The sequence below is a fragment of the Bosea sp. AS-1 genome, from assembly GCF_002220095.1.
In the GTDB taxonomy this organism is placed as follows: domain Bacteria; phylum Pseudomonadota; class Alphaproteobacteria; order Rhizobiales; family Beijerinckiaceae; genus Allobosea.
Genome location: NZ_CP022372.1, coordinates 1393993 through 1417551, shown reverse-complemented (window position 1 = coordinate 1417551; position 23559 = coordinate 1393993). Strand labels below are relative to the sequence as shown.

At 67.6% G+C, this 23559-nt stretch carries 22 protein-coding genes; 18 read left to right on the top strand and 4 right to left on the bottom strand.

Annotated elements, in window-relative coordinates; genetic code table 11:
- Nucleotides 1-133: 133 nt before the first annotated feature.
- From tkt to CE453_RS08240, 12 genes are all read left to right on the top strand, one after another.
- Nucleotides 134-2131: a transketolase gene (gene tkt / locus CE453_RS08295; RefSeq protein WP_089174160.1), complete on the top strand. Its 1998-nt coding sequence runs from the start codon at nucleotides 134-136 to the stop codon at nucleotides 2129-2131.
- 119 nt (nucleotides 2132-2250) lie between these two features.
- Nucleotides 2251-3261, top strand: a complete 1011-nt coding sequence (gap, locus tag CE453_RS08290) for a type I glyceraldehyde-3-phosphate dehydrogenase (protein WP_089177774.1) — start codon at nucleotides 2251-2253, stop codon at nucleotides 3259-3261.
- A gap of 76 nt (nucleotides 3262-3337) precedes the next feature.
- Nucleotides 3338-3847: a hypothetical protein gene (locus tag CE453_RS08285; RefSeq protein WP_089174159.1), complete on the top strand. Its 510-nt coding sequence runs from the start codon at nucleotides 3338-3340 to the stop codon at nucleotides 3845-3847.
- The gene (locus CE453_RS08280; protein WP_089174158.1) at nucleotides 3844-5037 is read left to right on the top strand and encodes a phosphoglycerate kinase; all 1194 of its coding nucleotides are present in this window, start codon (nucleotides 3844-3846) and stop codon (nucleotides 5035-5037) included. Before CE453_RS08285 ends, CE453_RS08280 begins: the two co-directional genes overlap by 4 nt.
- Nucleotides 5038-5176: 139 nt before the next feature.
- Nucleotides 5177-6259: a class II fructose-bisphosphate aldolase gene (gene fba, locus CE453_RS08275; RefSeq protein ID WP_089174157.1), complete on the top strand. Its 1083-nt coding sequence runs from the start codon at nucleotides 5177-5179 to the stop codon at nucleotides 6257-6259.
- Nucleotides 6260-6428: 169 nt separating this feature from the next.
- A complete protein-coding gene (locus CE453_RS08270; RefSeq protein ID WP_089174156.1) occupies nucleotides 6429-7583 on the top strand; it encodes a benzoate/H(+) symporter BenE family transporter in 1155 nt (384 codons plus the stop codon).
- On the top strand, nucleotides 7580-8233 hold the full coding sequence (locus tag CE453_RS08265; RefSeq protein ID WP_089174155.1) for a thiamine phosphate synthase: 654 nt from the start codon (nucleotides 7580-7582) through the stop codon (nucleotides 8231-8233). The genes CE453_RS08270 and CE453_RS08265 overlap by 4 nt, the downstream gene beginning before the upstream one ends.
- Nucleotides 8230-9153, top strand: a complete 924-nt coding sequence (locus tag CE453_RS08260; protein WP_089174154.1) for a tetratricopeptide repeat protein — start codon at nucleotides 8230-8232, stop codon at nucleotides 9151-9153. Before CE453_RS08265 ends, CE453_RS08260 begins: the two co-directional genes overlap by 4 nt.
- An 87-nt stretch (nucleotides 9154-9240) precedes the next feature.
- Nucleotides 9241-10032: an inositol monophosphatase family protein gene (locus tag CE453_RS08255; protein ID WP_089174153.1), complete on the top strand. Its 792-nt coding sequence runs from the start codon at nucleotides 9241-9243 to the stop codon at nucleotides 10030-10032.
- An 84-nt stretch (nucleotides 10033-10116) separates the two neighbouring features.
- The gene (locus CE453_RS08250) at nucleotides 10117-11124 is read left to right on the top strand and encodes a DUF485 domain-containing protein (protein ID WP_248307998.1); all 1008 of its coding nucleotides are present in this window, start codon (nucleotides 10117-10119) and stop codon (nucleotides 11122-11124) included.
- A gap of 37 nt (nucleotides 11125-11161) precedes the next feature.
- Complete coding sequence (locus CE453_RS08245) at nucleotides 11162-12181, top strand: peptidoglycan -binding protein (protein ID WP_089174152.1); 1020 nt, start codon at nucleotides 11162-11164, stop codon at nucleotides 12179-12181.
- 3 nt (nucleotides 12182-12184) lie between these two features.
- Complete coding sequence (locus tag CE453_RS08240) at nucleotides 12185-12493, top strand: c-type cytochrome (protein ID WP_089174151.1); 309 nt, start codon at nucleotides 12185-12187, stop codon at nucleotides 12491-12493.
- Nucleotides 12494-12504: 11 nt separating this feature from the next.
- Here the strand turns inward: CE453_RS08240 and CE453_RS08235 are convergent, their stop codons facing one another.
- Nucleotides 12505-14283 (bottom strand): ABC transporter transmembrane domain-containing protein, encoded by a 1779-nt coding sequence (locus tag CE453_RS08235; protein ID WP_248307997.1) that lies wholly within the window; start codon nucleotides 14281-14283, stop codon nucleotides 12505-12507.
- 268 nt (nucleotides 14284-14551) lie between these two features.
- Here CE453_RS08235 and rpmE point away from each other — a divergent pair, with 268 nt between their 5' ends.
- Nucleotides 14552-14788 carry a 50S ribosomal protein L31 gene (rpmE, locus tag CE453_RS08230; RefSeq protein ID WP_198302294.1) on the top strand — a complete coding sequence of 79 codons (237 nt, stop codon included), beginning with the start codon at nucleotides 14552-14554 and terminating at the stop codon, nucleotides 14786-14788.
- A 106-nt stretch (nucleotides 14789-14894) separates the two neighbouring features.
- Here rpmE and rcdA read toward each other — a convergent pair whose 3' ends face one another.
- The gene (gene rcdA, locus CE453_RS08225; protein ID WP_089174148.1) at nucleotides 14895-15425 is read right to left on the bottom strand and encodes a protease adaptor protein RcdA; all 531 of its coding nucleotides are present in this window, start codon (nucleotides 15423-15425) and stop codon (nucleotides 14895-14897) included.
- A 353-nt stretch (nucleotides 15426-15778) separates the two neighbouring features.
- Nucleotides 15779-15979, bottom strand: a complete 201-nt coding sequence (locus CE453_RS08220) for a DUF1192 domain-containing protein (RefSeq protein WP_089174147.1) — start codon at nucleotides 15977-15979, stop codon at nucleotides 15779-15781.
- A gap of 96 nt (nucleotides 15980-16075) precedes the next feature.
- Between CE453_RS08220 and CE453_RS08215 the strand changes: the two genes are divergently transcribed.
- From CE453_RS08215 to CE453_RS08205, 3 genes are all read left to right on the top strand, one after another.
- Nucleotides 16076-17074, top strand: a complete 999-nt coding sequence (locus CE453_RS08215; RefSeq protein ID WP_089174146.1) for an NAD(P)H-quinone oxidoreductase — start codon at nucleotides 16076-16078, stop codon at nucleotides 17072-17074.
- A 184-nt stretch (nucleotides 17075-17258) separates the two neighbouring features.
- The gene (locus CE453_RS08210; protein ID WP_089174145.1) at nucleotides 17259-17987 is read left to right on the top strand and encodes a DUF1013 domain-containing protein; all 729 of its coding nucleotides are present in this window, start codon (nucleotides 17259-17261) and stop codon (nucleotides 17985-17987) included.
- 31 nt (nucleotides 17988-18018) lie between these two features.
- Nucleotides 18019-18909, top strand: coding sequence for an MBL fold metallo-hydrolase (locus CE453_RS08205; protein WP_089177772.1), 891 nt, complete (start codon nucleotides 18019-18021; stop codon nucleotides 18907-18909).
- A gap of 23 nt (nucleotides 18910-18932) precedes the next feature.
- Here CE453_RS08205 and CE453_RS08200 read toward each other — a convergent pair whose 3' ends face one another.
- A complete protein-coding gene (locus CE453_RS08200) occupies nucleotides 18933-20867 on the bottom strand; it encodes a propionyl-CoA synthetase (protein WP_089174144.1) in 1935 nt (644 codons plus the stop codon).
- 163 nt (nucleotides 20868-21030) lie between these two features.
- On the opposite strand from CE453_RS08200, the gene CE453_RS08195 reads away from it, so the two are divergent.
- Nucleotides 21031-21795, top strand: a complete 765-nt coding sequence (locus CE453_RS08195; RefSeq protein ID WP_089174143.1) for a sulfite exporter TauE/SafE family protein — start codon at nucleotides 21031-21033, stop codon at nucleotides 21793-21795.
- A gap of 98 nt (nucleotides 21796-21893) precedes the next feature.
- A complete protein-coding gene (locus CE453_RS08190) occupies nucleotides 21894-23522 on the top strand; it encodes an acyl-CoA synthetase (protein WP_089174142.1) in 1629 nt (542 codons plus the stop codon).
- Nucleotides 23523-23559: the final 37 nt, after the last annotated feature.

Sequence of the window (23559 nt, the reverse complement as noted above, 5' to 3'; positions counted from 1 at the left end):
TCGGAGCGAGCCGCAGGCCTAATCCAGCCGTCCTTTCGAAGTCTTCTGCGACAGCCTTTGTCGGACGGCCTGCCCGCATCGCACGGGTCAGGGCTGGTCCGCCCCGCCCGCCAGACGGAGCCACGAGATCATCATGACCACCACCGACCGCGCCCAGCACGACAAGCTCGCCAATGCCATTCGCGGCCTGGCGATGGACGGCGTCGAGAAGGCCAAGTCCGGCCATCCCGGCCTGCCGATGGGCGCCGCCGACGTCGCGACCGTGCTGTTCACACGCGTCATGAAGTATGATGCCGCCGATCCGCGCTGGCCGGACCGCGACCGCTTCGTGCTCTCCGCCGGCCATGGCTCGATGCTGCTCTATTCGGTTCTCTACTTGACCGGCGTTCCCGGCATGGAGCTTGCCGACCTCGAGAAGTTCCGCCAGCTCGGCTCCAACACCCCCGGCCACCCGGAAAATTTCGAGACCGCCGGCGTCGAGACCACCACCGGCCCGCTCGGCCAGGGCCTCGCCACCGCTGTCGGCATGGCGATGGCCGAGCGCATGCTCGCAGCCGAATTCGGCAAGAAGGTCGTCGACCATCATACCTATGTGCTCGCCTCCGACGGCGACCTGATGGAAGGCATCAGCCAGGAGGCGATCGCGCTTGCCGGCCACCAGAAGCTCAACAAGCTGATCGTGCTTTGGGACGACAACGGCATTTCAATCGACGGCCCGCTGACCATCACCGACAATGTCGACCAGGTCGCACGCTTCAAGGCCTGCGGCTGGCGCTCCGAGCGCGTCGACGGCCATGATCCCGACGCCATCGAGGCCGCGATCCGCCGCGCCCAGAAGTCGAACAAGCCGACGATGATCGCCTGCAAGACGGTCATCGGCTTCGGCGCTCCCAAGAAGGCCGGCACCTCCAAGGCCCATGGCGAGCCGCTCGGCGCCGAGGAACTCGCAGCCGCCAAGAAGGCGCTCGGCATCACCGGCGGCGCCTTCGAGGTCCCGGCCGATGTCCTCAAGACCTGGCGCGCGGCCGGCAAGGCCGGCAGCACCGCGCACAAGGAGTGGAACGAGCGTTTCGCCACCCTGTCCGAGCGCAAGCGCGGCGAGTTCGACCGCCGCCTGGCGCATGTCGTTCCGGCCAAGCTCGACAAGGCGATCCTCGCCCACAAGAAAAGCCTGATCGCGGCGCCGCAGACTGTCGCCACCCGGAAGGCCTCGGAGCTGGCACTGGAAGTCATCCTCCCGGTCATGCCGGAACTCGTGATGGGCTCGGCCGACCTGACGCCCTCGAACAACACCCGCGTCAAGGCCGCCGAGGACTTCACCCCGAAGACCCCGAAGGGCCGCTATGTCCGCTACGGCATCCGCGAGCACGGCATGGCGGCGGCGATGAACGGCATCACCCTGCATGGCGGCTTCCGCACCGCCGGCGGCACCTTCCTCGTCTTCGCCGACTATGCCCGCCCCTCGATGCGGCTCGCGGCGCTGATGGGCCTGCCGGTCGTCTACGTCATGACCCATGACTCGATCGGCCTCGGCGAGGACGGTCCGACCCACCAGCCGATCGAGCAGATCGCCTCGCTCCGCTGCATGCCCAACATGCGCGTCCTCCGGCCGGCCGACACGATCGAGACGGCGGAAGCCTGGCAGATCGCGCTGGAGCGCACCGACGGGCCCACGGTTCTGGCCCTCTCGCGCCAGAACCTGCCGCAGCTGCGCACCGACGCCTCGGCCAAGAATCGCTCAGCGGCCGGCGCCTACGAGCTGCTGGCGGCCGAAGGCGGCAAGGCGCAGGTCTCGATCTTTGCCTCCGGCTCCGAGGTCGAGCTCGCGGTCAACGCCCGCAAGCTGCTCGCCGAGAAGGGCGTGCGTGCCCGCGTCGTCTCGGTGCCCTCGCTCGAATTGCTGCTGGCGCAGGACGAGGCGACGCAGGCCGCGATCATCGGCTCGGCGCCGATCAAGGTCGCTGTCGAGGCGGGCGTGCGCTTCGGCTGGGATGCGGTGATCGGCCATGACGGCGCATTCGTCGGCATGCACTCCTTCGGCGCGAGCGGCCCCTACAAGGACGTCTACAAGCATTTCGGCATCACGGCGGAAGCCGTCGCCGAAGCCGCGATGAAGAAGCATAACGCCTGATTTTTCAGGCCACCGGCTGAAAGTCCGGAGACAAGTCTTGCGTTCGGCCATGCTTTGGCCGAATTGCCCGCGTGGATAGCGACGGCTACGCCGGACGCTCGGCGAAGGAGAGGATGGATATGACGGTCAAGGTGGCGATCAACGGCTTCGGCCGCATCGGGCGCAACGTGCTGCGGGCGATCATCGAGTCGAAGCGCAAGGATATCGAGGTCGTGGCGATCAACGATCTCGGCCCGGTCGAGACCAATGCCCATCTCTTCCGCTTCGACTCCGTCCATGGCCGATTCCCCGGCACGGTGACCGTCTCCGGCGACACGATCGATGTCGGCCGCGGCCCGATCAAGGTCACCGCGATCCGCGACCCGAAGGAGCTGCCGCACAAGGCGCTCGGCGTCGACATCGCGCTCGAATGCACCGGCCTCTTCACCACCAAGGAAAAGGCGAGCGCCCATCTCGCGGCCGGCGCCAAGCGCGTGCTCGTCTCGGCCCCCTGCGACGGCGCCGACCTCACGGTCGTCTTCGGCGTGAACCAGCACGAGCTGACCAAGGATCATGTCGTCGTCTCGAACGCCTCCTGCACGACGAACTGCCTCGCGCCGGTCGTGCGCGTGCTCCATGATGCTGTCGGAATCGACAAGGGCTTCATGACCACGATCCATGCCTATACCGGCGACCAGCCGACGCTGGACACGATGCACAAGGATCTCTACCGCGCCCGTGCCGCGGCGATGTCGATGATCCCGACATCGACCGGCGCCGCCAAGGCGATCGGTCTCGTCATTCCCGAGCTCAAGGGCCGTCTCGACGGCACCTCGATCCGCGTGCCGACGCCGAACGTCTCGGTCGTCGATTTCAAGTTCCTGGCCAAGCGCAAGACTTCGGTCGAGAAGATCAACGAGGCGATCATCAAGGCCTCGAAGCGTGGCCCGCTGAAGGGCATCCTCGGTGTCACCGATCAGCCGAACGTCTCGATCGACTTCAACCACGACGCGCATTCCTCGACCTTCGCGCTCGACCAGACCAAGGTGATGGACGACAAGTTCGTCCGCATCCTGTCCTGGTACGACAACGAGTGGGGCTTCTCGAACCGCATGAGCGACACCGCCGTCGCCATGGGCGCCCTGCTCTGATCCATCGCTGACGCTGAGCCGCGCCGCCATCGAACGGCGCGGCCTCGCCCCGATTCCTCCTCGCTACGGAGCGCCCATGGCCAAGATCGAGCCGACCGTCACGCCCCCGGCCCCTGCCGAGACGCCCGCCGTGACGCCGCCCCCCGCATTCAGCCCGTCTCCCGCAGCGACCCCGCCGGCCTCGGCAGCCCCTGCCGTCACGGCCGCTCCGGCCCCACCTCCCGCTGCACCGGCGGCCTCCCAGACCGCCCCCGCCTCTGACCCGCGCAAGCTCGACCAGCTCTCCCGCATCGAGGAGAAGGCGGCGCGCATCGAGGAGAAGTTCGCCCGCTACGAAGCCGTGCTGACCCGCGCGGAAGCCTCGCTGGAGCGCAGCGCCCACAAGGTCGACGCCGCTGCCGGCACCATGGACTTTGCCTCGATCCGCGGTGAGATCACCGCTCTGCGCAATCGCGTTGATGCGACGCCGCGCGCCGGCACCCTGTTCATGACCGCGATCGTCACCGCGATCCTGACCGTCATCCTCACCATCCTGGTGCTGAAGTTCGGCGTGCCGGGCCTGTTCGGGGGCCTGCTGTCGCGATGAGCGCCTTCCGCACCCTCGACGACGCCGATGTCGCCGGCAAGCGCGTCCTCGTCCGCGTCGACCTCAACGTCCCGATGGAGGATGGCAAGGTCAGCGACACCACCCGCATCGACCGCGTCCTGCCGACCATCCGCGAGATCGCCGACAAGGGCGGCAAGGTCATCCTGCTCGCCCATTTCGGCCGCCCCAAGGGCCGTGACGAGAAGAACAGCCTGAAGCAGGTCGTTCCCGCGCTCGCTCATGCGCTCGGCCGCCCTGTGACCTTTGTCGAGGACTGCATCGGCGAGGACGTCGCCAAGGCCGTCTCCGCCGCGAAGAACGGCGAAGTCCTGCTGCTGGAGAACACCCGCTTTCACGCCGGCGACGAAAAGAACGACCCGGACTTTGTGAAGGCGCTCGCGGCCAATGGCGATCTCTATGTCAACGACGCCTTCTCGGCTGCACACCGCGCCCATGCCTCGACCGAGGGCCTCGCTCATGTCCTGCCGGCCTATGCCGGCCGCACCATGCAGGCGGAGCTGGAAGCGCTCTCCGCTGGCCTCGACAACCCGGCACGACCGGTGATGGCCATCGTCGGCGGCGCCAAGGTCTCGACCAAGCTCGACCTGCTCGGCAACCTGGTGAAGAAGGTCGATGTCCTCGCCATCGGCGGCGGCATGGCCAACACCTTCCTCGCGGCCCGTGGCGTCAACGTCGGCAAGTCGCTCTGCGAGCATGATCTCGTCGGCACCGCCCGCGAGATCGAGGAGAAGGCCAAGGCCGCCGGCTGCGAGATTCTGCTGCCGGTCGATGCATTGGTGGCGCGCGAGTTCAAGGCCCATCCCGGCTATCGCGTGGTGCCGGTCGATGGCGTCGAGGCCGACGAGATGATCCTCGATGCCGGCCCGCTCTCGATCGCCGAGGTCGTGCTGCGGCTCGACAAGGTCAAGACGCTGGTCTGGAACGGCCCCTTCGGCGCCTTCGAATTGCCGCCCTTCGACACTGCCACCGTCGCGGTCGCCAAGGCCGTCGCCAAGCGGGTCCAGGCCGGCGAGCTGGTCGCCGTCGCCGGTGGCGGCGACACCGTCTCGGCCATGAACCATGCCGGCGTCGCCGACGAGCTGACCTATGTCTCGACGGCGGGCGGCGCCTTCCTCGAATGGATGGAAGGCAAGCCTCTCCCTGGCGTCGAGGCGCTGCGGAAGGCCTGATCCGGACACTTGTCACGCGGGCCGCTCCGGGGACGGGGCGGCCGCTTGCATTTTAAGCTTTCCATCGCTCCGGCTTTGCGCCGGGAGCCGGTCCGCACTACATCTTTCGCCATATCCGTTTCAAAAGGGGAGTGCCATCGTGGCCCGTATCACGCTTCGCCAGTTGCTCGACCATGCCGCCGAGAACGACTACGGCGTGCCCGCCTTCAACATCAACAACATGGAGCAGGCGCTGGCGATCATGGCCGCGGCCGACGCCACCGATGCGCCCGTCATCATCCAGGCTTCGCGCGGCGCGCGCAGCTACGCCAACGACATCATGCTGAAGCACATGATGGACGCGGTCACCGAGATCTATCCGCATATCCCGGTCTGCGTGCATCTCGACCACGGCAACGAGCCGGCGACCTGCATGACCGCGATCCAGGCCGGCTTCACCTCGGTGATGATGGACGGCTCGCTCAAGGCCGACGGCAAGACTCCCGGTGATTGGGACTACAATGTCGGCGTCACCAAGACCGTCACCGACATGGCCCATCTCGGCGGCATCTCGGTCGAGGGCGAGCTCGGCGTGCTCGGCTCGCTCGAATCTGGCGAGGGCGAGAAGGAAGACGGCCACGGCTTCGAGGGCAAGCTCAGCCACGACCAGCTCCTGACCAACCCCGACGAGGCGGTGAAGTTCGTCGCCGAAACCAAGGTCGATGCGCTCGCCATCGCCATGGGCACCTCGCACGGCGCCTACAAGTTCACCCGCAAGCCCGACGGCGCGATCCTGGCGATGCATGTCATCGAGGAGATCCACAAGAAGCTGCCGAACATGCATCTCGTCATGCATGGCTCGTCCAGCGTCCCGCAGGACCTCCAGGACATCATCAACCAGTATGGCGGCAAGATGCCCCAGACCTGGGGCGTGCCGGTCGAGGAGATCCAGCGCGGCATCAAGCACGGCGTGCGCAAGATCAACATCGACACCGACAACCGCATGGCGATGACCGGCCAGATCCGGAAGATCCTCTCCGAGAACCCCGGCGAGTTTGACCCGCGCAAATATCTGAAGCCCGCCATGGAGGCGATGACCGCGCTCTGCAAGAAGCGGCTCGAGGAGTTCAACACCGCCGGCCAGGCCTCGAAGATCAAGCGCATCATCACGCTGGCCGAGATGGCCAAGCGCTACGCCAAGGGCGAGCTCGACCCGACCTTCGGCACGAAGAAGGCGGCCTGACCGGCTCTGCATCTCCGCATCAGACGCCCGGCTCCATGCCGGGCGTTTTCTTTTTGGCATCGCTTCTCGCTCCGGACGCCGGCCGGCATGCATCCGGCGGTCTTTCCGCGCGCCGCGATTTCTGATTCAACGGCAGGGTCCTGCCGCCTGCGATCACCAGCGGAACGCCATGTCGATTGTCTTTTCCGCCCTGGTCGCGGTCTTCGTCGGTTTTGCGGCCTCCGTCGCCGTCATCCTCCAGGCCGCACACGCACTCGGCGCCACGCCCGAACAGACCGTCTCCTGGGTCGCCGCGCTCGCCATCGGCACCGCACTGCCGAGCATCTGGCTGTCCTGGCGTTACCGCATGCCGATGATCTGCGCCTGGTCGACGCCGGGCGCAGCCCTGATCGCCTCGGCCAGCGGCTTCGACATGGCCTCGGCCGTCGGCGCCTTCCTCGTCGCCGCCGTGCTGATGATGCTGACCGCGGCCCTGCGCCCGCTCGGCAGGCTGATCGAGCGCATCCCCATGCCGATTGCCTCGGCGATGCTCGCAGGCGTGATCTTCCGGTTCGTCGTCGCCGTCTTCGACGAGATGCGCATCTCCCCCCTGCTCGTTTTGCCGTTGCTCGCGATCTTCCTCGTTGCGCGGCTTCTCAACCCCTTCCTCGGCGTCATCGCGGCGCTGATCGCCGGCATCGTCATCAGCTTTGCAGGCGGGCTCGCTCACTGGCCGGCGGGAGAGATCGCGCTCACCGGCCTCGAATTCGTCACGCCGCGCTTCGATATTGCCGCCATGCTCGGCATCGGCATCCCGCTCTATCTCGTCACCATGGCAGCCCAGAACCTGCCGGGTTTCGCCGTCCTGCGCGCGGCCGGCTACAATCCCCCGACGGCGCCCGCCCTGTTCGCTACCGGTCTCGCCTCGCTGCTCACCGCCCCCTTCGGCGCGCATATGTCCAACATGGCGGCGATCAGCGCCTCGATCTGCACCGGCGGCGATACCCATCCCGACCCGAAGCAGCGCTGGAAGGCCGGCGTCATCTACGGCTTCGCCTATCTCGTCGTCGCTGCCTGCACCGGCCTGCTGATCGCTCTGCTGCTGGCCCTGCCGAAAGCGCTCATCGTCGCGGTGGCGGGCCTGGGTCTCGTCGGCTCCTTCACCGGCGCGCTGGGGCAGGCGATGTCGTCCGACAAGGAACGCTTCGCCGCGGCGATCGCCTTCTGCGTCGCAGCCTCCAGCCTCTCGCTTTTCGGTATCGGTTCCGCCTTCTGGAGCCTCATTGCCGGGCTTGCGGTCTTGACATTGGACTTCGCTGCGGGCCGTTTGCGCAGCCGATCATGACCACACATTCTTCCCCCACCCGCCTGATGCTCGTCACCCCGCCGGTCGAGGACGCCGACGCCATGGCCTTCCGCCTGATGCAGGCGATGGCCGGCGGCGATGTCGCCGCGATCCTGCTCCGGCTCGCGCCTGGCGACGACCGTAGCCGCATCGAGCGCGTCAAGCGCCTCGCCGGCCCGGTCCAGGGCAACAACGTCGCCCTGATTGTCGAAGACAACGCCCTTGTCACCAGCCGCGGCGGCGCCGACGGCGTGCATCTCACCGGTGGCCCGGCGGCCATTGCCGAGGCGCGCTCCAGCCTCAAGACCGAGCGGATCATCGGCGCGGGCGGTCTCCGGGCCCGCCACGACGCCATGGATGTCGGCGAGGCCGGCGTCGATTACGTCATGTTCGGCGAGCCGCGGCCGGATGGCAGCATGCCGCCCCTCCCCGCCGTGATCGAGCGTGCCGGCTGGTGGGCCGAGATCTTCGAGACGCCCTGCGTCGCCTACGCCCCGGATGCCGAAGCCATCGAGCCGCTGGTCGAGACCGGCGCGGAATTCGTCGCGCTCGGCGCCTGGGCCTTCGCCGAAGGGCAGGATATCCGCGCCCTTGTCGAAGCGGCGAATGCCGCCATGTCCGCCTGCGCGGCCCGGAAGGCGGCTCGATGAAGGGCCTCCGCCGCAGCATTCTGCTGGGCGCGCTGCTTGGGCTGGTCCTGCCGGCCAGCGCTGCGCAACCCTTCGAGGATCTGGCCTACGGCGCCTATCAGGCCGGCCATTACCGGCGCGCCCAGACCGAGGCGCTGAAGCGGGTCGAGGCCGATCACAGCGACGCTGCGGCGATGACCCTGCTCGGCGAGATCTACCGGCAGGGCCTGGGCGTCGCGCCCGACCAGAAGGCCGCGACGGAATGGTACGAGCAGGCGGATGCCCGCGGCGACATCAACGCCACCTTCGCGCTTGCGACCGAGCTTCTCGATCAGAACAGCGGCAAGCGTGACCCTGTCCGCGCCGGGCAATTGCTGGAGAAGGCCGCTGCAGCAGGCCATCCGCTCGCCAACTATAACCTCGCGCTCGCCCTGCTTGCGACGGGCAAGGACGCCGACGACAAGCGTGCCGTCGCCTGCCTCGAGATCGCGGCCAAGGCCGAGATCGGCGATGCCATGCAGGCGCTCGGCATCCTAGCCAAGCAGGGCCGTGGCCTGCAGCAATCCGACGAGGTCGCCGCCCGCTGGATGAAGAGGGCCGTCGCCGCCGGCAACGTCCCCGCCGAGGTCGAATACGCGATCATGCTGTTCAACGGCACCGGCGTCCCGAAGAACGAGGAGGCCGCGGGGAAGCTCTTTCTGCGTGCAGCCCATCAGGGCAACGCCATCGCGCAGAACCGGCTCGCCAAGCTCTACCAGTTCGGCCTGGGCATCGCGCCGGACACGATCGAGGCCGCCGCCTGGCATCTCGTTGCCCGCTCGCAGGGGCTCGACGATGCGGCCCTGGACGAGCTCTTCGACCGGCTCAACCCCGAGCAGAAAGCCCGCGCTGCCCGCATGGCGGCCTCCCGCATCAGCAGCTTCGTCTTGACGGCGCCCTAAGACCCGCGCAAGTGACGGCTCGCTATTTTCGCCGCGCGCTCCGTCGCAGCAGGCTCACCGCGTCCCGAAGGCGCGCAAGAGGTTCAGATGATCCGTTCCCCGTTGATGACCGTGATGACCGACGCCGTGATGAAGGCGTCCCGCTCGCTGAAGCGCGATTTCGGCGAGGTCGAGAACCTGCAGGTGCTCGCCAAGGGCCCCGGCGACTTCGTCTCCAAGGCCGACCACAAGGCCGAGCAGATCCTGCGCGAGTCGCTGGAGAAGGCGCGCCCCGGCTATGGCTTCGTCATGGAGGAGAGCGGCGTCGTCCACGGCACCGACGAGAGCAACCGCTGGCATATCGACCCGCTCGACGGCACCCACAACTTCCTGCGCGGCATCCCGCACTGGAACATCTCGGTCGCGCTGGAGCGCGACAACCAGTTCATCGCCGGCATCGTCTATGACGCCGCCAAGGACGAGATGTTCATGGCCGAGAAGGGCAAGGGCGCCTACGTCAACAACCGCCGCCTGCGCGTCTCCGGCCGCCGCGAGCCCGCCGAGATGCTGGTCGGCACCGGCATCCCGCATATCGGCAAGGGCGGCCACGGCCTCTTCCTGCGCGAGCTCGCAGCGGTGATGCCGCGCTTCGCCAATGTCCGCCGCATGGGCTCGGCCGCGCTCGACATCGCCTATGTCGCCGCCGGGCGCCTCGACGGCTACTGGGAGCGCGGCCTCAACACCTGGGATTTCGCGGCCGGCAGCGTGCTGATCCGCGAGGCGGGGGGCACCTTCGGCGCGCTCGACGGCAAGCCCGTCACCAGCGCGAAGGACATCATCTGCGGCAACGAAGCCTGCGATCTGGCGCTGCGCGCGGCGCTGAAGACGGCCGCCGCATAAGCGACTGATCGCTTTCGCCCTTGATCCCGGCCGCCCGGGAGGCGACAGTCTGCCACGCGATCCGAGGCGAACGGAAGACGAAGCATGGCGAATGAGGATCTGGCGGCCGACGAGGTCACGGCCGCCCCCCCGCGAGAGGAAACCCGCTTCTCCCGGCCTCTCCGCTACGTCGTCCGCGCGCTGGTCTTCCTCGCGCTGATCGGCTTCCTCGGCTATATCCTGCAGGCCGGGCTGGCCAAGGCCTTCATGACCAATCCGGGGCTCAACGGCCTCATCCTCGGCGCCCTGCTCGTCGGTGTGCTGGTCGCATTGCGCGAGCTCTGGCGCCTGCACAGCGAGGCGCGCGCCGCCACCCGCCTCGCCGCCGCCCCGCGCCATGCCGAGATTCGCCGCGGCGAGGTCATCGCGCCGCTGGGCTCCGTCCTGCCGGCGCTCGACGAGGCCAGCCTCGCGCCAGCGCAGGCCACTTCAATCGTCGAATCGATCGCGGTCAGGCTCGATGACGGCCGCGAGGTGCTGCGCTATCTCGCCGGCCTCCTCGTCTTTCTCGGCCTGCTCGGCACCTTCTGGGGCCTGCTCGAGACGGTCGGCTCGGTCGGCACCGTCATCAACTCGCTGCGCACCGGCGCCGAAGCCGGCGTGCTCTTCGACGATCTCAAGGCCGGGCTCTCGGCCCCGCTCGCCGGCATGGGTCTATCCTTTTCGTCCTCGCTCTTCGGCATCGCGGGCTCGTTGATCCTCGGCTTCCTCGACCTGCAGGTCGCGCAGGCGCAGCGCCGCTTCCGCAACGAGATCGAAAGCTGGCTCGGCAGCCGCACCGCCCTGCCTGGGGTCGCGCCCCTGCTGCCGGTCGGCAACCCCCTGGCCGACCGTTTCGACAGGCTGAGCGCGGCGATGGCCGACGGCACCGCCAACAACCGCGCCGCGACCCAGGCACTCGCCAATCTCGCCGAGGGCATCCAGGGCCTCGTCCAGCACATGCGCTCCGAGCAACAGATGATTCGTGACTGGGTCGAGGCGCAGGCCTCCCGCGAGAAGGAGCTGAAGCGGCTGATCGAGCGCCTTACCGCCGACCAGATCACCGAGCCATGATGCGTAACCGCAGGCCCCCGACGGCAGGAACCTGACGATGGCCCTTTCCCGCGCCCACCGCCGCGAGGACGTTAATTTCTGGCCCGGCTTCGTCGACGCGCTTTCGACGATGCTGATCGGCATCGTCTTCCTGCTCACCGTCTTCGTGCTCGGCCAGTTCTTCCTGTCGCAGGAGCTGACCGGCAAGGACACGGCGCTGGAGCGGCTCAACAAGCAGATCTCGGAGCTGACCGACCTGCTCGCGCTGGAACGCTCCTCCAATCGGCAAGCGCAGGAAAGCCTCCAGCTCATGCAATCAACGCTGGCCCAGTCGCAGGGCGAGCGTAACAAGCTGCAGGGCCTGCTCGACACGCAGCAGAGCGGCAACGCCGGCGCCCAGCTCGCAGAAGCGCAGAAGGCGCTGGAGAGCGAGAAGCAGCTCTCTGCCCGCGCCCAGGCGACCGTCGACCTCGTCAACCAGCAGATCACCGCGATGCGCCGCCAGCTCGCGGCGCTGGAAGAGGCGCTGGCCGCCTCGGAGGCCAAGGACAAGGATTCGCAGGCCCGCATCGCCGATCTCGGCTCGCGCCTCAACGTCGCGCTCGCCCAGCGCGTGCAGGAGCTGGCGCGCTACCGCTCCGACTTCTTCGGGCGGCTGCGGCAGGTGCTCGGCACCCGCCCCGACATCCGCACGGTCGGCGACCGCTTCGTCTTCCAGTCGGAGATCTTCTTCGACGCCGGCCAGGCGGTGCTGAAACCCGAGGGTCAGGCCGAGCTCGACAAGTTCGCCACCGTCCTGCTCGACCTCGCCAAGGAGATGCCACCGGACCTGCCCTGGATCCTGCGCGTCGATGGCCACACCGACAACCGCCCGATCAGGACGGCGCAATTCCCGTCGAACTGGTATCTCTCCTCGGCGCGCGCCATCGCGGTGGTGGAGTATCTGATCTCGCGTGGCCTGCCCAATGACCGCGTCGCGGCGACCGGCTTCGGCGAGTATCAGCCGCTCGATCTCGCCAATACCGACGAGGCGCATCGCCGCAACCGGCGCATCGAATTCAAGATCACGGAGCGCTGAGGCATGACCCTTCGGCCTGCGGCCAGGCTGCCGCTGCTCGCCGCCCTCGCGCTGCTGGCGGCCCATCCCGCATTGGCCGAGCCGCGAACCTCGCCGGCCGACGAATGCGCGCCCTGCCACGGCCTCGATGGCATCGCCCGCAGCGCCGACGTGCCGCATCTGGCCGCCCAGAACGAGCTCTACATGTACAACCAGATGCTGGCCTTCCGCTCTGGCAGGCGCCCGCACAAGGAGATGCGCTACATGGCCCGCTCGATCTCGCTGGCGGAGGCGCAGGCGCTTTCGGCCTACTACGCCTCGCTCCCGCGCTGAGGGCTCCGGCCTCAGGCCGCTTCCAGCCCGAACTGCAGCGCCGCGAGCCGCGCATAAAGCCCGCCGCGCGCCTTGAGCTCGGCATGGGTGCCCTGCTCGACGATCCTCCCCTCCTCCATGACGAGAATGCGGTCGGCCGAGAGGATGGTGGCGAGCCTGTGCGCCACGACGAGTGTCGTGCGCCCTTGCATCAGCCGGTCGAGCGCATCCTGCACCGCCCGCTCGCTTTCGGAATCGAGGGCGCTCGTCGCCTCGTCGAGCAGCAGGATCGGCGCATCCTTCAGCACGGCCCGCGCGATGGCGAGCCGCTGCCTCTGGCCGCCCGAGAGCGTCACGCCGCGCTCGCCGACAATCGTGTCATAGCCCTGCGGCAGAGCTCGGATGAAGCCGTCGGCCGCCGCCAGTCGCGCCGCCTCCTCGACCTCGGCCGGAGTGGCGTCCGGCCGGCCATAAGCGATGTTGTCCCGAACCGAGACACCGAACACCGTCGGCTCCTGCGGCACCAATGCGAAACGCTCCCGCCAGGCCTCCGGATCGGCCTCCGGCCCGGCGATACCGTCGACCATGACACGCCCGCACTGCGGGTCGTAGAAGCGCAGGGCGAGCTGCAGCACCGTGCTCTTGCCGGCGCCGGACGGCCCGACCAGCGCGATGCGCTCGCCCGGCCGGATCGAGAAACTCAGATGATGCAGTGCCGAGGTGTCCCGCCCCGGATAGCTGAAGGAGACATCCTCGAAGGCGAGTTCGCCGAGCGAGGCGTCCGGCATCGGCTTGGGGTGCGGCGGCGCGGCGATCGCCGGCTTCATCGCCAGGATCTCGCCGAGGCGGCCGGAGGCGCCGGCAGCCGCACTGATATCGCCATAGACCTCCGAGAGCTGGCCGAGCGAGCTCGCCGCCAGCACCGCATAGAGGATGAACTGCGACAGCCGCCCACCGGTCATCCGCCCGTCGAAGACCTCGGTCGCGCCGGTCCAGAGCACGCAGACCACGCTGGCCGAAACCAGGAAGATCGCGACGCCCGAAAGCAGCGCCCGCGAAGCGGTCGCGCCGCGCGAGGCAGCATAGGCCTCGTCTGAGGCGGCCTCGAAACGGGCCGCCGTCTGCCCCGCCGCACCGAAGGACTGCATGGTCCGGATGGCGCCGACGGCTTCCGCAGCGAAGGCCGAAGCATCGGCCAGCCGGTCCTGCGCCGCCCGCGCCCGGCGCCGCACCGAGCGACCGGACATCACCAGCGGAATCACGATCAGCGGAATGACGCCGATGACGATGGCGGAAAGCCGTGGGCTCGTCGCCACCATCAGCCCGAGCGCGCCGAGCGCCATGATGGCATTGCGCAAGGCGATCGAGGCGGTCGAGGCGAAGGTCGACTTGATCTGCGTCGTATCGGCGGTGAGCCGCGAGACGAGGTCGCCCGCCTTGCTCGAATCGAAGAAGGCGGGTTCGAGCCGTGTCAGATGCCGGAAAACATCGGCGCGCAGCGAGGCGACGATGCGCTCGCCTACCGTCATCACCAGGTAGAATCGCGCCGAGCTTGCCAGCGCCAGCACCGCGACGACGCCGATCAGCAGGATGAAGTAGCTGTCGGCGAGCTGCCGCTCGCCTCCCGCGAAGCCCACATCGATGACCCGTCGCACCGCGACCGGCAGCACCAGCGTCGCCAGCGATGCGACAACGAGCGCGACCAGCGCCGCGGCGATCCGCCGCTTCTGCGCGCGGGCATAAGGCCAGAACGTCGCAAGCGAGCGGAAGTCGGGCCGTGCCTTGCTGGTTTTGCCCTCGGTCTCGGCCACGCGGTGGAACTCCTGCTGCACTCGCGCGCATGGGCGCGCCATTTGGAAGGGTATCAATCTTCAACACCGGTCAAAGCCGATCGGGCAAGCCTTGGCAATTGTCGCATCGCCGCAGGTGGTCTCGGATGCGAGTCAAACTTGCACTGCGCCTGCGTCTGCGATATGTGCACGCGACTTCACGACAGGCTCATCCGAATTCTTTCGACGGGCCGGGCAGGCTCGCCTGCTTGTCGACACGCCCGTTTTTATGAGTTTCGAGGATTTCGCCATGGCCAAGACCGGCATCCACCCCGACTACCACACCATCAAGGTCGTCATGACCGATGGCAGCGAGTACCTGACGCGTTCGACCTACGGCAAGGAAGGCGACACGCTGAACCTCGACATCGATCCCAAGACCCACCCGGCCTGGACCGGCGGCACGCAGCATATGCTGGACCGCGGCGGCCGCGTCTCGCGCTTCAATTCCCGCTTCGGCGGCCTGGGCGCGATCGGCAAGAAGTGAGTCGAGGCGGCCGCGAGGCCGCCACCTCTCGAGAATGCAAAAACCCGGCCTCGTGGCCGGGTTTTTTGTTGTCGGCATCGACGATGCGAAAAGCGGCTGGCGGGGCTCAGCGCCCCAGGCCGAGCCGCGCCTGCAGGCTGGCGAGCTGATCCTGCACCGGGTTCGAATTGGCCGGCAGCGGTGCACTGCCCGACATCTGCTCCTCGAGATGGCGGATGCGGGCCTGCAGCCGGAGAGAATGAGCCATCAGCCCGCGCAGGCGCTCAGGCAGCCGGGCGAAGATATGCTCGGCCGGCGGAACCATCGGGTCGCCGATCTTGACCTTGCTGTGCTCGGCGCGCGCCTGCTCGGCCGTCATCTCCCCTTCGGCCACGGCGCGCTGCACCAGGAGCCAGGAGGCGATCTGCATCAGCCGCGTCGTCAACCGCATGCTCTCGGTGGCATAGCTCAGCGCGATCTCGCGCGGCAGCGCCGCCGACTCCTTGCGCCCTTCCCCGTCGAGATAGGCTGCCGTTTGCTCGACCAGCCCCATTCCCTCGCGGAACAGCGTCATGAAGGCGTCGGATCGAACGTAACCGCGCGCGAAGGAGATGGCTCCCTCCTGCGACGGTGGCTCGAGCAACTGGGCGTCGTTCATGCGGTGTCTCCCATCGGCACAATCGCGTGCGCCTCTGAAACGCCACGCGGACTATGCCTCCGACGTCGCAAGGATAGCGCCGTTAACGATGTTGGGCGCCGGTAGGATGTCGTTAACCTTAACGGAGGTAGGAAGCCTGTGGCGAGAACATGGCAGCCCTGCCGTCGCTCTCTCCGAAGGGGCAAAAAGCCCTAGACAAAAAAAGAGCCGCCAAGGGCGGCTCGTTGAGGTCAACAGGGAGGCGTCAAACAGAGTAGGCAGGAGCCACTCGACATCCAGACAAACTGGATGATCAGATTCATACTTTGGAATCTTTAATGACCTCTTAACGGGGCGACTCCCCTTGCGCTTTTTCAGGCAGGCCGGCGAAAAAAGGCATCGGCTGCGGCACGTGAGGCACTCTTGCCGGCCCGCGCCTCCATCAGCCGCTCGATTTCGGCCTTGAGCGCGGCGATCCGCGCCTCGATTTCCTCCAGTGACAGCATCGACAGATCCTGCCCGATCTCGTGAACGCTCTTCGGCTTCGGCCGGTCATCCTCGGAGAACAACGACATGGCGACCTCGCATCTCATCAAAATCGACGGAGCAGGCTAAACATCTCCGACCCCCGTCGCCAAGCTGCGCCGCAACATGCGGCCCGAGGAGAGAGCATGACCGCCATTCCGCAGACAATGACCGCGATCGGCTTCAGCACGCCCGGCGGTCCCGAAGTCCTGAAGCCGGAGACCCGCCCGGTCCCGCAGCCGGGCGCAGGTGAAATCCTCGTCGCCGTCGCCGCTGCCGGCGTCAACCGGCCCGACGTGCTGCAGCGCCAGGGCGGCTACAACCCGCCGCCCGGCGCCTCCGATATCCCCGGTCTCGAGATCGCGGGCACCGTCGTTGCGCTTGGCGAAGGCGCCAGGCGCTTCGCGATCGGGGACAAGGTCTGCGGCCTCGTCGCCGGCGGCGGCTATGCCCAGTACGCCGTCGTGCATGAGAGCAACGCCCTGCCGGTGCCGAAAGGGCTGTCGCTCACCGAGGCCGGCGCCATCCCCGAGACCTTCTTCACGGTTTGGACCAATGTCTTCCAGCGTGGGCGGCTGCAGGCCGGCGAGAGCTTCCTCGTCCATGGCGGCTCTTCCGGCATCGGCACCACCGCGATCCAGCTCGCCAAGGCCTTCGGCGCGACGGTGCTGGCGACGGCCGGCTCCGAGGACAAATGCCAGGCCTGCCGCGACCTCGGCGCCGACTACGCCATCAACTACCGCACGGAGGATTTCGTCGCGGCGGCGAAGGCGGCGACCGACGGGCGCGGCGTGAACCTGATCCTCGACATGGTCGGCGGAGACTATATCGACCGCAACTACGAGACGGCCGCCGATCAGGGCCGCATCGTCCAGATCGCCTTCCTCAACGGCCCCAAGGCGACGGTCAATTTCAGCCGCCTGATGCTGAAGCGCCTGACCCATACCGGTTCGACCCTGCGCCCCCGCACCGTCGCCGAGAAGGCCGCCATCGCCACGGAACTGTACGAGAAGGTCTGGCCGCTGCTGGAGGCCGGACGCTGCAAGCCGCTGATCAACGCCACCTTCCCGCTGGCCGAGGCCGCAGAAGCGCACCGACTGATGGAATCGAGCAGCCACATCGGCAAGATCGTTCTCACGGTATAGCGTTCTGTGGCCTCACGCTTTTCGTGGACACTTGCCTCGCCCTCGCCTATAAGGCGCGCCATCCTGCTCATCGTCGATGATTTGGATGGCCGGCCGGGGAGGCCGGTCGGCGCATGAGAGCTATTGTCCGCGACCCTGCCCTTGCGAGCCCTTCAGCGGCGCCAGGGCATTTCAGGAGACGCCCGTGTCACAAACCCCGCTGATGCCCAAGGCCACCGCGGTCTGGCTGGTCGAGAACACCTCGCTGACCTTCGAGCAGATCGCCGAGTTCTGCAAGCTGCACCCGCTCGAAGTGCGCGGCATCGCCGATGGCGAGGTGGCGGCCGGCATCAAGGGTCTCGACCCGATCACCTCGGGCCAGCTCACCCGCGAGGAGCTGGAGCGTGCCGCCAAGGACCCGAACCACCATCTGCGCCTCGCCGAGCGCAAGGTGAAGGTGCCCGAGATCAAGCGCACCAAGGGCCCGCGCTACACCCCCGTCTCGAAGCGCCAGGACCGGCCGAACGCCATCCTCTGGCTGCTGCGCAACCATCCCGAACTCAAGGACGCGCAGATCATCCGCCTGATCGGCACGACCAAGTCGACCATCGCGCAGATCCGCGATCGCACCCACTGGAACGCCCAGTCCCTGACCCCGATCGACCCGGTCAGCCTCGGCCTGTGCTCGCAGATCGATCTCGACTTCGAGGTGGCCCGTGCCGCCAAGGACCGCCCGGCCGCGTTGGCCGAGGCCGGCTCGACCTTGCTCTCCGCCGAGGAGACCACGGCGCCGGAGCCGACCCACAGCGAGAGCCAGCCCTTCGCCGACATGAGCCGGCCGAAGCGTGAGGAGGAGGCTGCGATCGACGTCGATTCCGTCTTCGCCAAGCTCAAGCAGCTCAAGCGCCCGGCCGAGGAAGAGGACGACGAGTAAGGCTCTCGTTCACCCGTTGCCGACGCTGCGCATGTCGAGCATCGATGGTCTCGCCTTCACCTTCCTCGGCACCGGCGCGCCGCCCGCAAGCCTTCGCCGCGCCGGCCCCTCGCATCTTGTCGAGGCGGCCGGCCGCAGGCTGCTGATCGATTGTGGTTCCGGCGTTAGCCAGCGCCTCGTTGCCGCGGGCACACGCGGCGCCGACATCGACGCCCTGATCGTCACGCACGAGCATTCCGACCATCTGGTCGATTTCTACCAGCTCGTGGTCTCCTCCTGGCATCAGGGCCGTGCCAAGCCCTGGCGGATCCTTGCGCCAGCGCCCGCGCTCGCCAATCTCCGTGCGCAATATGCCGCGTTCGAGCGCGAGCGGGCCTTGCGCATCGCGTTCGAGAAGCGGCCCGATACCGCCGGGCTCGAGGTCGTCTTCGAGGAGTTGCTGGAAGGCCCGGTCGCGGGTCTTGGAGAGCTCTCGGTCGAGGCTTTCCTGGTCGACCACCGGCCGGTCGAGCCCGCTTTCGGCCTGGCCCTGTCACATGGCGGAACCCGCCTCGTCTTCTCCGGCGACACCCGCCTCACGCCCTCGCTGGAGACGCAAGCGGCCGGATGCGATCTGCTGGTCTGCGAGGTCTTCATTGCCAGCCAGATGCCCGTCGTCGCCGGGGTCCGGTCGGCGCAAACCGTCGCGGCGGTCGAGAGCTACAATATGACGCCTGCCATCGTGGCGGGGCTCGCCACGCGCGCCGGTGCCAAGGCGCTGGCGTTGACCCATCTGGTGCCGCCCAACGCCGACACCGCCGCGCTCGCCCGCGAAATCCGCGCCGCAGGCTATGACGGCGCCCTGCTGGTCGGGGAAGACCTCATGCGGATCGACGTGCCGGAGCGTCTGCTGCGGTGGAACGGCGCAACAATCGCCTACTAGCCGGCACTCCGGCACGAAGGGCCCTAACCGATGCCCTTCCCCTTCAGCGCCGCGCCGATGTCGCCCAGCACGCCGACATCCTCGATCGTCGCCGGCACGGCGTAGTCCTCGCCATCGGCGATCTTCTTCATCGTCGCCCGCAAAATCTTGCCGGAGCGCGTCTTCGGCAGCCGGTTGACCGTCACCGCCAGCTTGAAGGCCGCCACTGGCCCGATCCGCTCGCGCACCAGCGCGACGAGCTCGCGCTCGACCTGCTCTGGCGGCTGGCTGACGCCGGCCTTCAGAACGACGAACCCGCAGGGCTGCTCTCCCTTGAGCGCATCGCGGATACCGACGACCGCACATTCCGCCACCGCCGGATGCGCCGCCAGCACCTCCTCCATGCCGCCGGTCGAAAGCCTGTGGCCCGCGACGTTGATGATGTCGTCGGTGCGGCCCATGATGAAGACATAGCCGTCTTCGTCGATGAAGCCGGCATCCGAGGTGTTGTAGTAGCCCGGATAGGTCGCGAGATACGCCTCCTTGAAGCGTGCATCGTCCTGCCAGAGCGTCGGCAGCGCGCCGGGCGGCAACGGCAGCTTCAGGACGATAGCCCCCATCGTGCCGGCTGCGACCGGCCGCCCGCCCTCGTCGAGGCATTGCACGTTCCAACCCGGAAGCGGCGCGGTCGGCGAGCCATGCTTGATCGGCAGAAGCCCGAGGCCGAGCGGATTGCCGACGATGGGCGAGCCGCTCTCGGTCTGCCACCAATGGTCGATCACCGGCACCTTGAGCAGCGCTTCGGCCCATTTCAGCGTTTCGGGATCGGCCCGCTCGCCTGCGAGGAACAGCGCCTTGAAGCGCGAGAGGTCGTGACCGGCGAGGTGGCTGCCCTCCGGATCCTCCTTGCGAATGGCGCGGAAGGCGGTCGGCGCGGTGAACAGCACCTTGACGCCATGCTCGGCGATGATGCGCCAGAAGGCTCCCGGATTGGGCGTACCGACCGGCTTGCCCTCGTAGAGCACGCTGGTCGCGCCCTGAATCAGCGGCGCATAGACGATGTAGCTGTGGCCGACGACCCAGCCGATATCGGAAGCGGTGAACATCACCTCGCCGGGCTTCACGTCGAAGAGCTGGTCCATCGTCGCTTTCAGCACGACCATGTGCCCGCCATGGTCGCGCACCACGCCCTTCGGCCGCCCCGTCGTGCCGGAGGTGTAGAGGACGTAGAGCGGATCGGTCGCGGCGACCTCGACGCAGTCGGCCTTGCGCCCGGCCGCCTTGGCGGCTGCGACGAGCGTGCGCCAGTTCTTGTCGCGCACGGCATGCATTGAAGCTTCGGCCTGCGGCCGCTGCAGCACGACGCAGGTTTGCGGCTTGTGCTTGGCCATCTCGATCGCACCGTCGAGCAGCGGCTTGTATTCGACCACGCGCGTCGGCTCTATGCCGCAGGTGGCGGTCAGGATGACCTTGGGCTCGGCATCGTCGATCCGGGTCGCCAGTTCCTTGGCCGCGAAGCCGCCGAACACCACCGAGTGCACCGCGCCGATGCGCGCGCAGGCCAGCATGGCGAAGACCGCTTCCGGCACCATCGGCATATAGATGATGACGCGGTCGCCCTTGCCGACGCCGAGATCCTGCAGCACGGCGCCGAGCGTCGCGACCTCGTCGAGCATCTGCGCATAGGTATACTTGGCCTTCGTCCCGGAAACGGGGCTGTCGTAGATCAGCGCCGCCTGGTCGCCGCGCCCGTCGCGGACATGCCGGTCGAGCGCATTGAAGCAGGTGTTGCAGGTCGCGTCCGGGAACCAGCGGCCATAGATGCCAGCCGCCCCGTCGAAGGCCCTATCGGGCGGCCTGATCCAGTCGATGCCTTTCGCGATCTCCAGCCAGTAGGCGTCCGGATCTGTCTGCCAGCGGGCATAGGTCTCGCGATAGGGCGACGGTGAGGGCGCGGGAGCCGCATGCGGGGCATTCATCGGAAGCGTTCCTCTTCGCCGGGTTTCGTCCTAAAGCCTCGCGGGCGGGCCGGCGGTTCGCGTGGCGGTTTTGCCGGGAACCCTGCGCATTCCGTCCGCCTGGCGCAAGCATCGCCGTCTCAGACTTTCGCCCACCCGCCCCGTTCCCGCGGATTCCGGCTCCATGACCTTTGATACCGCATTCTTCGCCGCCATGGTGCCGGCCGTTATCCTGATGGGGCTGTCGAAGGGTGGCTTCGCGGGCCTGGGCCTGCTCTCGCTGCCCCTGATGGCGCTGGTCGTCTCGCCGGTGACGGCGGCCGCGATCATGCTGCCGCTCCTCATCTCCCAGGATGTGGTGACGGTCTGGTCCTATCGCCGCGAATTCGACCTTCGCAACCTCGCGACGCTGGCGCCCGGCGCATTCGTCGGCGTGCTGGCGGGTTACCTTCTGGCGGCAAAGGTCTCGGATGCCGCGGTCGGGCTTGCCGTCGGCATCATTTCCATCGGCTTTGCGCTGCGCCGCATGCTGGGCGGCAACAAGAGCGCGGCCGTCGCCACGAAGGCCCGTTGGGGCGCGGGCAGCGTCTGGGGCTTCGTCTGCGGCTTCACCAGCATGATCGCTCACGCCGGTGGGCCACCCTTCCAGATCTACGTCATGCCGCAGAAGCTGCCGCCCGCGGTCTTCGTCGGTACCGGCGCGATCTTCTTCGCTGCGATGAACCTGGTGAAGGTCGGTCCCTACATCGCGCTTGGCCAGTTCAGTCTGCAGAACCTTACCGCCTCGGCGGCGCTGTTGCCGGTCGCGGTCGCCGCGACCTTCGCCGGCGTCTGGCTGGTCCGGCGTGTCCCGGCCGAGCGCTTCTACACCTATATCTACTGGCTGCTCCTGCTGGTCGGGGCGAAGCTCGTCTTCGACGGTCTGCGCGGGCTGCATCTCTTCGGCTGAGCCGCCGCGCGATTGCGCCGCATCGGAAAAAAGGATGGATTACCGAAGGAGGCGCCGGCCGCTAAGGCTGCGCTGACGTTCCGGCAGAAGGCGCATCCATGACCCGCTCGGCTTACGATACCGATCTCGATCGCAACCCGGCCAACCATCAACCGCTGACGCCGCTGACTTTCCTCGAGCGTGCCGCCGCCGTCTTTCCGAACCACACCGCGATCGTCCACGGCTCGCTGCGGCGCTCCTATGCCGAGTTCTATGCCCGCTCCCGCCGGCTCGCCTCCGCGCTGGCAAGGCACGGCATCGGCAAGAACGACACCGTCGCCGCGATGCTGCCGAACACGCCGGCGATGCTCGAATGCCATTACGGCGTGCCCATGGCCGGCGCCGTGCTGAACACGCTCAACACGCGGCTCGACGCGGCGATCATCGCCTTCTCGCTCGACCATGGCGAGGCCAAGGTGCTGATCACCGACCGCGAATTCTCGAAGACGATCAAGGAGGCGCTGGCGCTCTGCAAGGCGAAGCCGCTGGTCATCGACTATGACGACCCGGTCTATGACGGGCCGGGCGAGCGGTTGGGCACGATCGAATACGAAGATTTCGTCGCGAGCGGCGATCCCGGCTTCGACTGGCAGATGCCCGGTGACGAATGGGATGCCATCGCGCTCAACTACACCTCCGGCACCACCGGCGACCCCAAGGGCGTGGTCTACCATCACCGTGGCGCGAGCCTGCTCGCCACCTCCAACGTCATCACCGGCAATCTCGGCCGCCACCCCGTCTATCTCTGGACGCTGCCGATGTTCCACTGCAACGGCTGGTGCTTCCCCTGGACGATCTCGATTGTGGCCGGCACCCATGTCTGTCTGCGGCAGGTCCGGGCCAAGGCGATGTATGACGCGCTCGCCGATCATGGCGTCACGCATCTCTGCGGCGCTCCGATCGTGATGTCGACGCTGCTCAACGCCCCGGCCGAGGAGCGCCGCGACTTTCCACAGACCGTCTCCTTCTTCACCGCCGCCGCGCCTCCGCCCGAGGCCGTTCTCGCCGGCATGAAGCAGGCCGGCTTCGAAGTGACGCATCTCTATGGCCTGACCGAGTGCTATGGCCCCGCCGTCGTCAACGACTGGAACGACGACTGGAATGCCCTCTCCGCCGCCGAGCAGGCCGCCAAGAAGGCCCGCCAGGGCGTACGCTATCCGGCCCTGGAGGGGCTCGACGTGCTCGACCCCGAGACGATGCAGCCCGTTCCCCGCGACGGACAGACGCTCGGCGAGGTGATGATGCGCGGCAACGTCGTGATGAAGGGCTATCTGAAGAATCCGAGATCGACGCAGGCCGCCTTCACCGGGGGCTGGTTCCACACCGGCGATCTCGGCGTGCGTTATCCGGACGGCTACATCCAGCTCAAGGACCGCTCAAAAGACATCATCATCTCGGGCGGCGAGAACATCTCTTCCATCGAGGTCGAGGACGCGCTCTACAAGCATCCGGCCGTGCAGGCGGCGGCGGTCGTCGCCCGGCCGGACGAGAAATGGGGCGAGACGCCCTGCGCCTTCATCGAGCTGAAGCCGGGTAAAACCGCGACGGAGGCCGAGCTCATCGCCTGGTGCAAGGAGCATCTGGCGTCGTTCAAATGCCCGCGAACGGTGGTCTTCACCGAGATCCCAAAGACCTCGACCGGCAAGATCCAGAAATTCCGCCTGCGCGAAATGGCGCGGGCTCTCTAGCCCGCGCCATCGGCATATCGATCTGTCTTATGTCCGG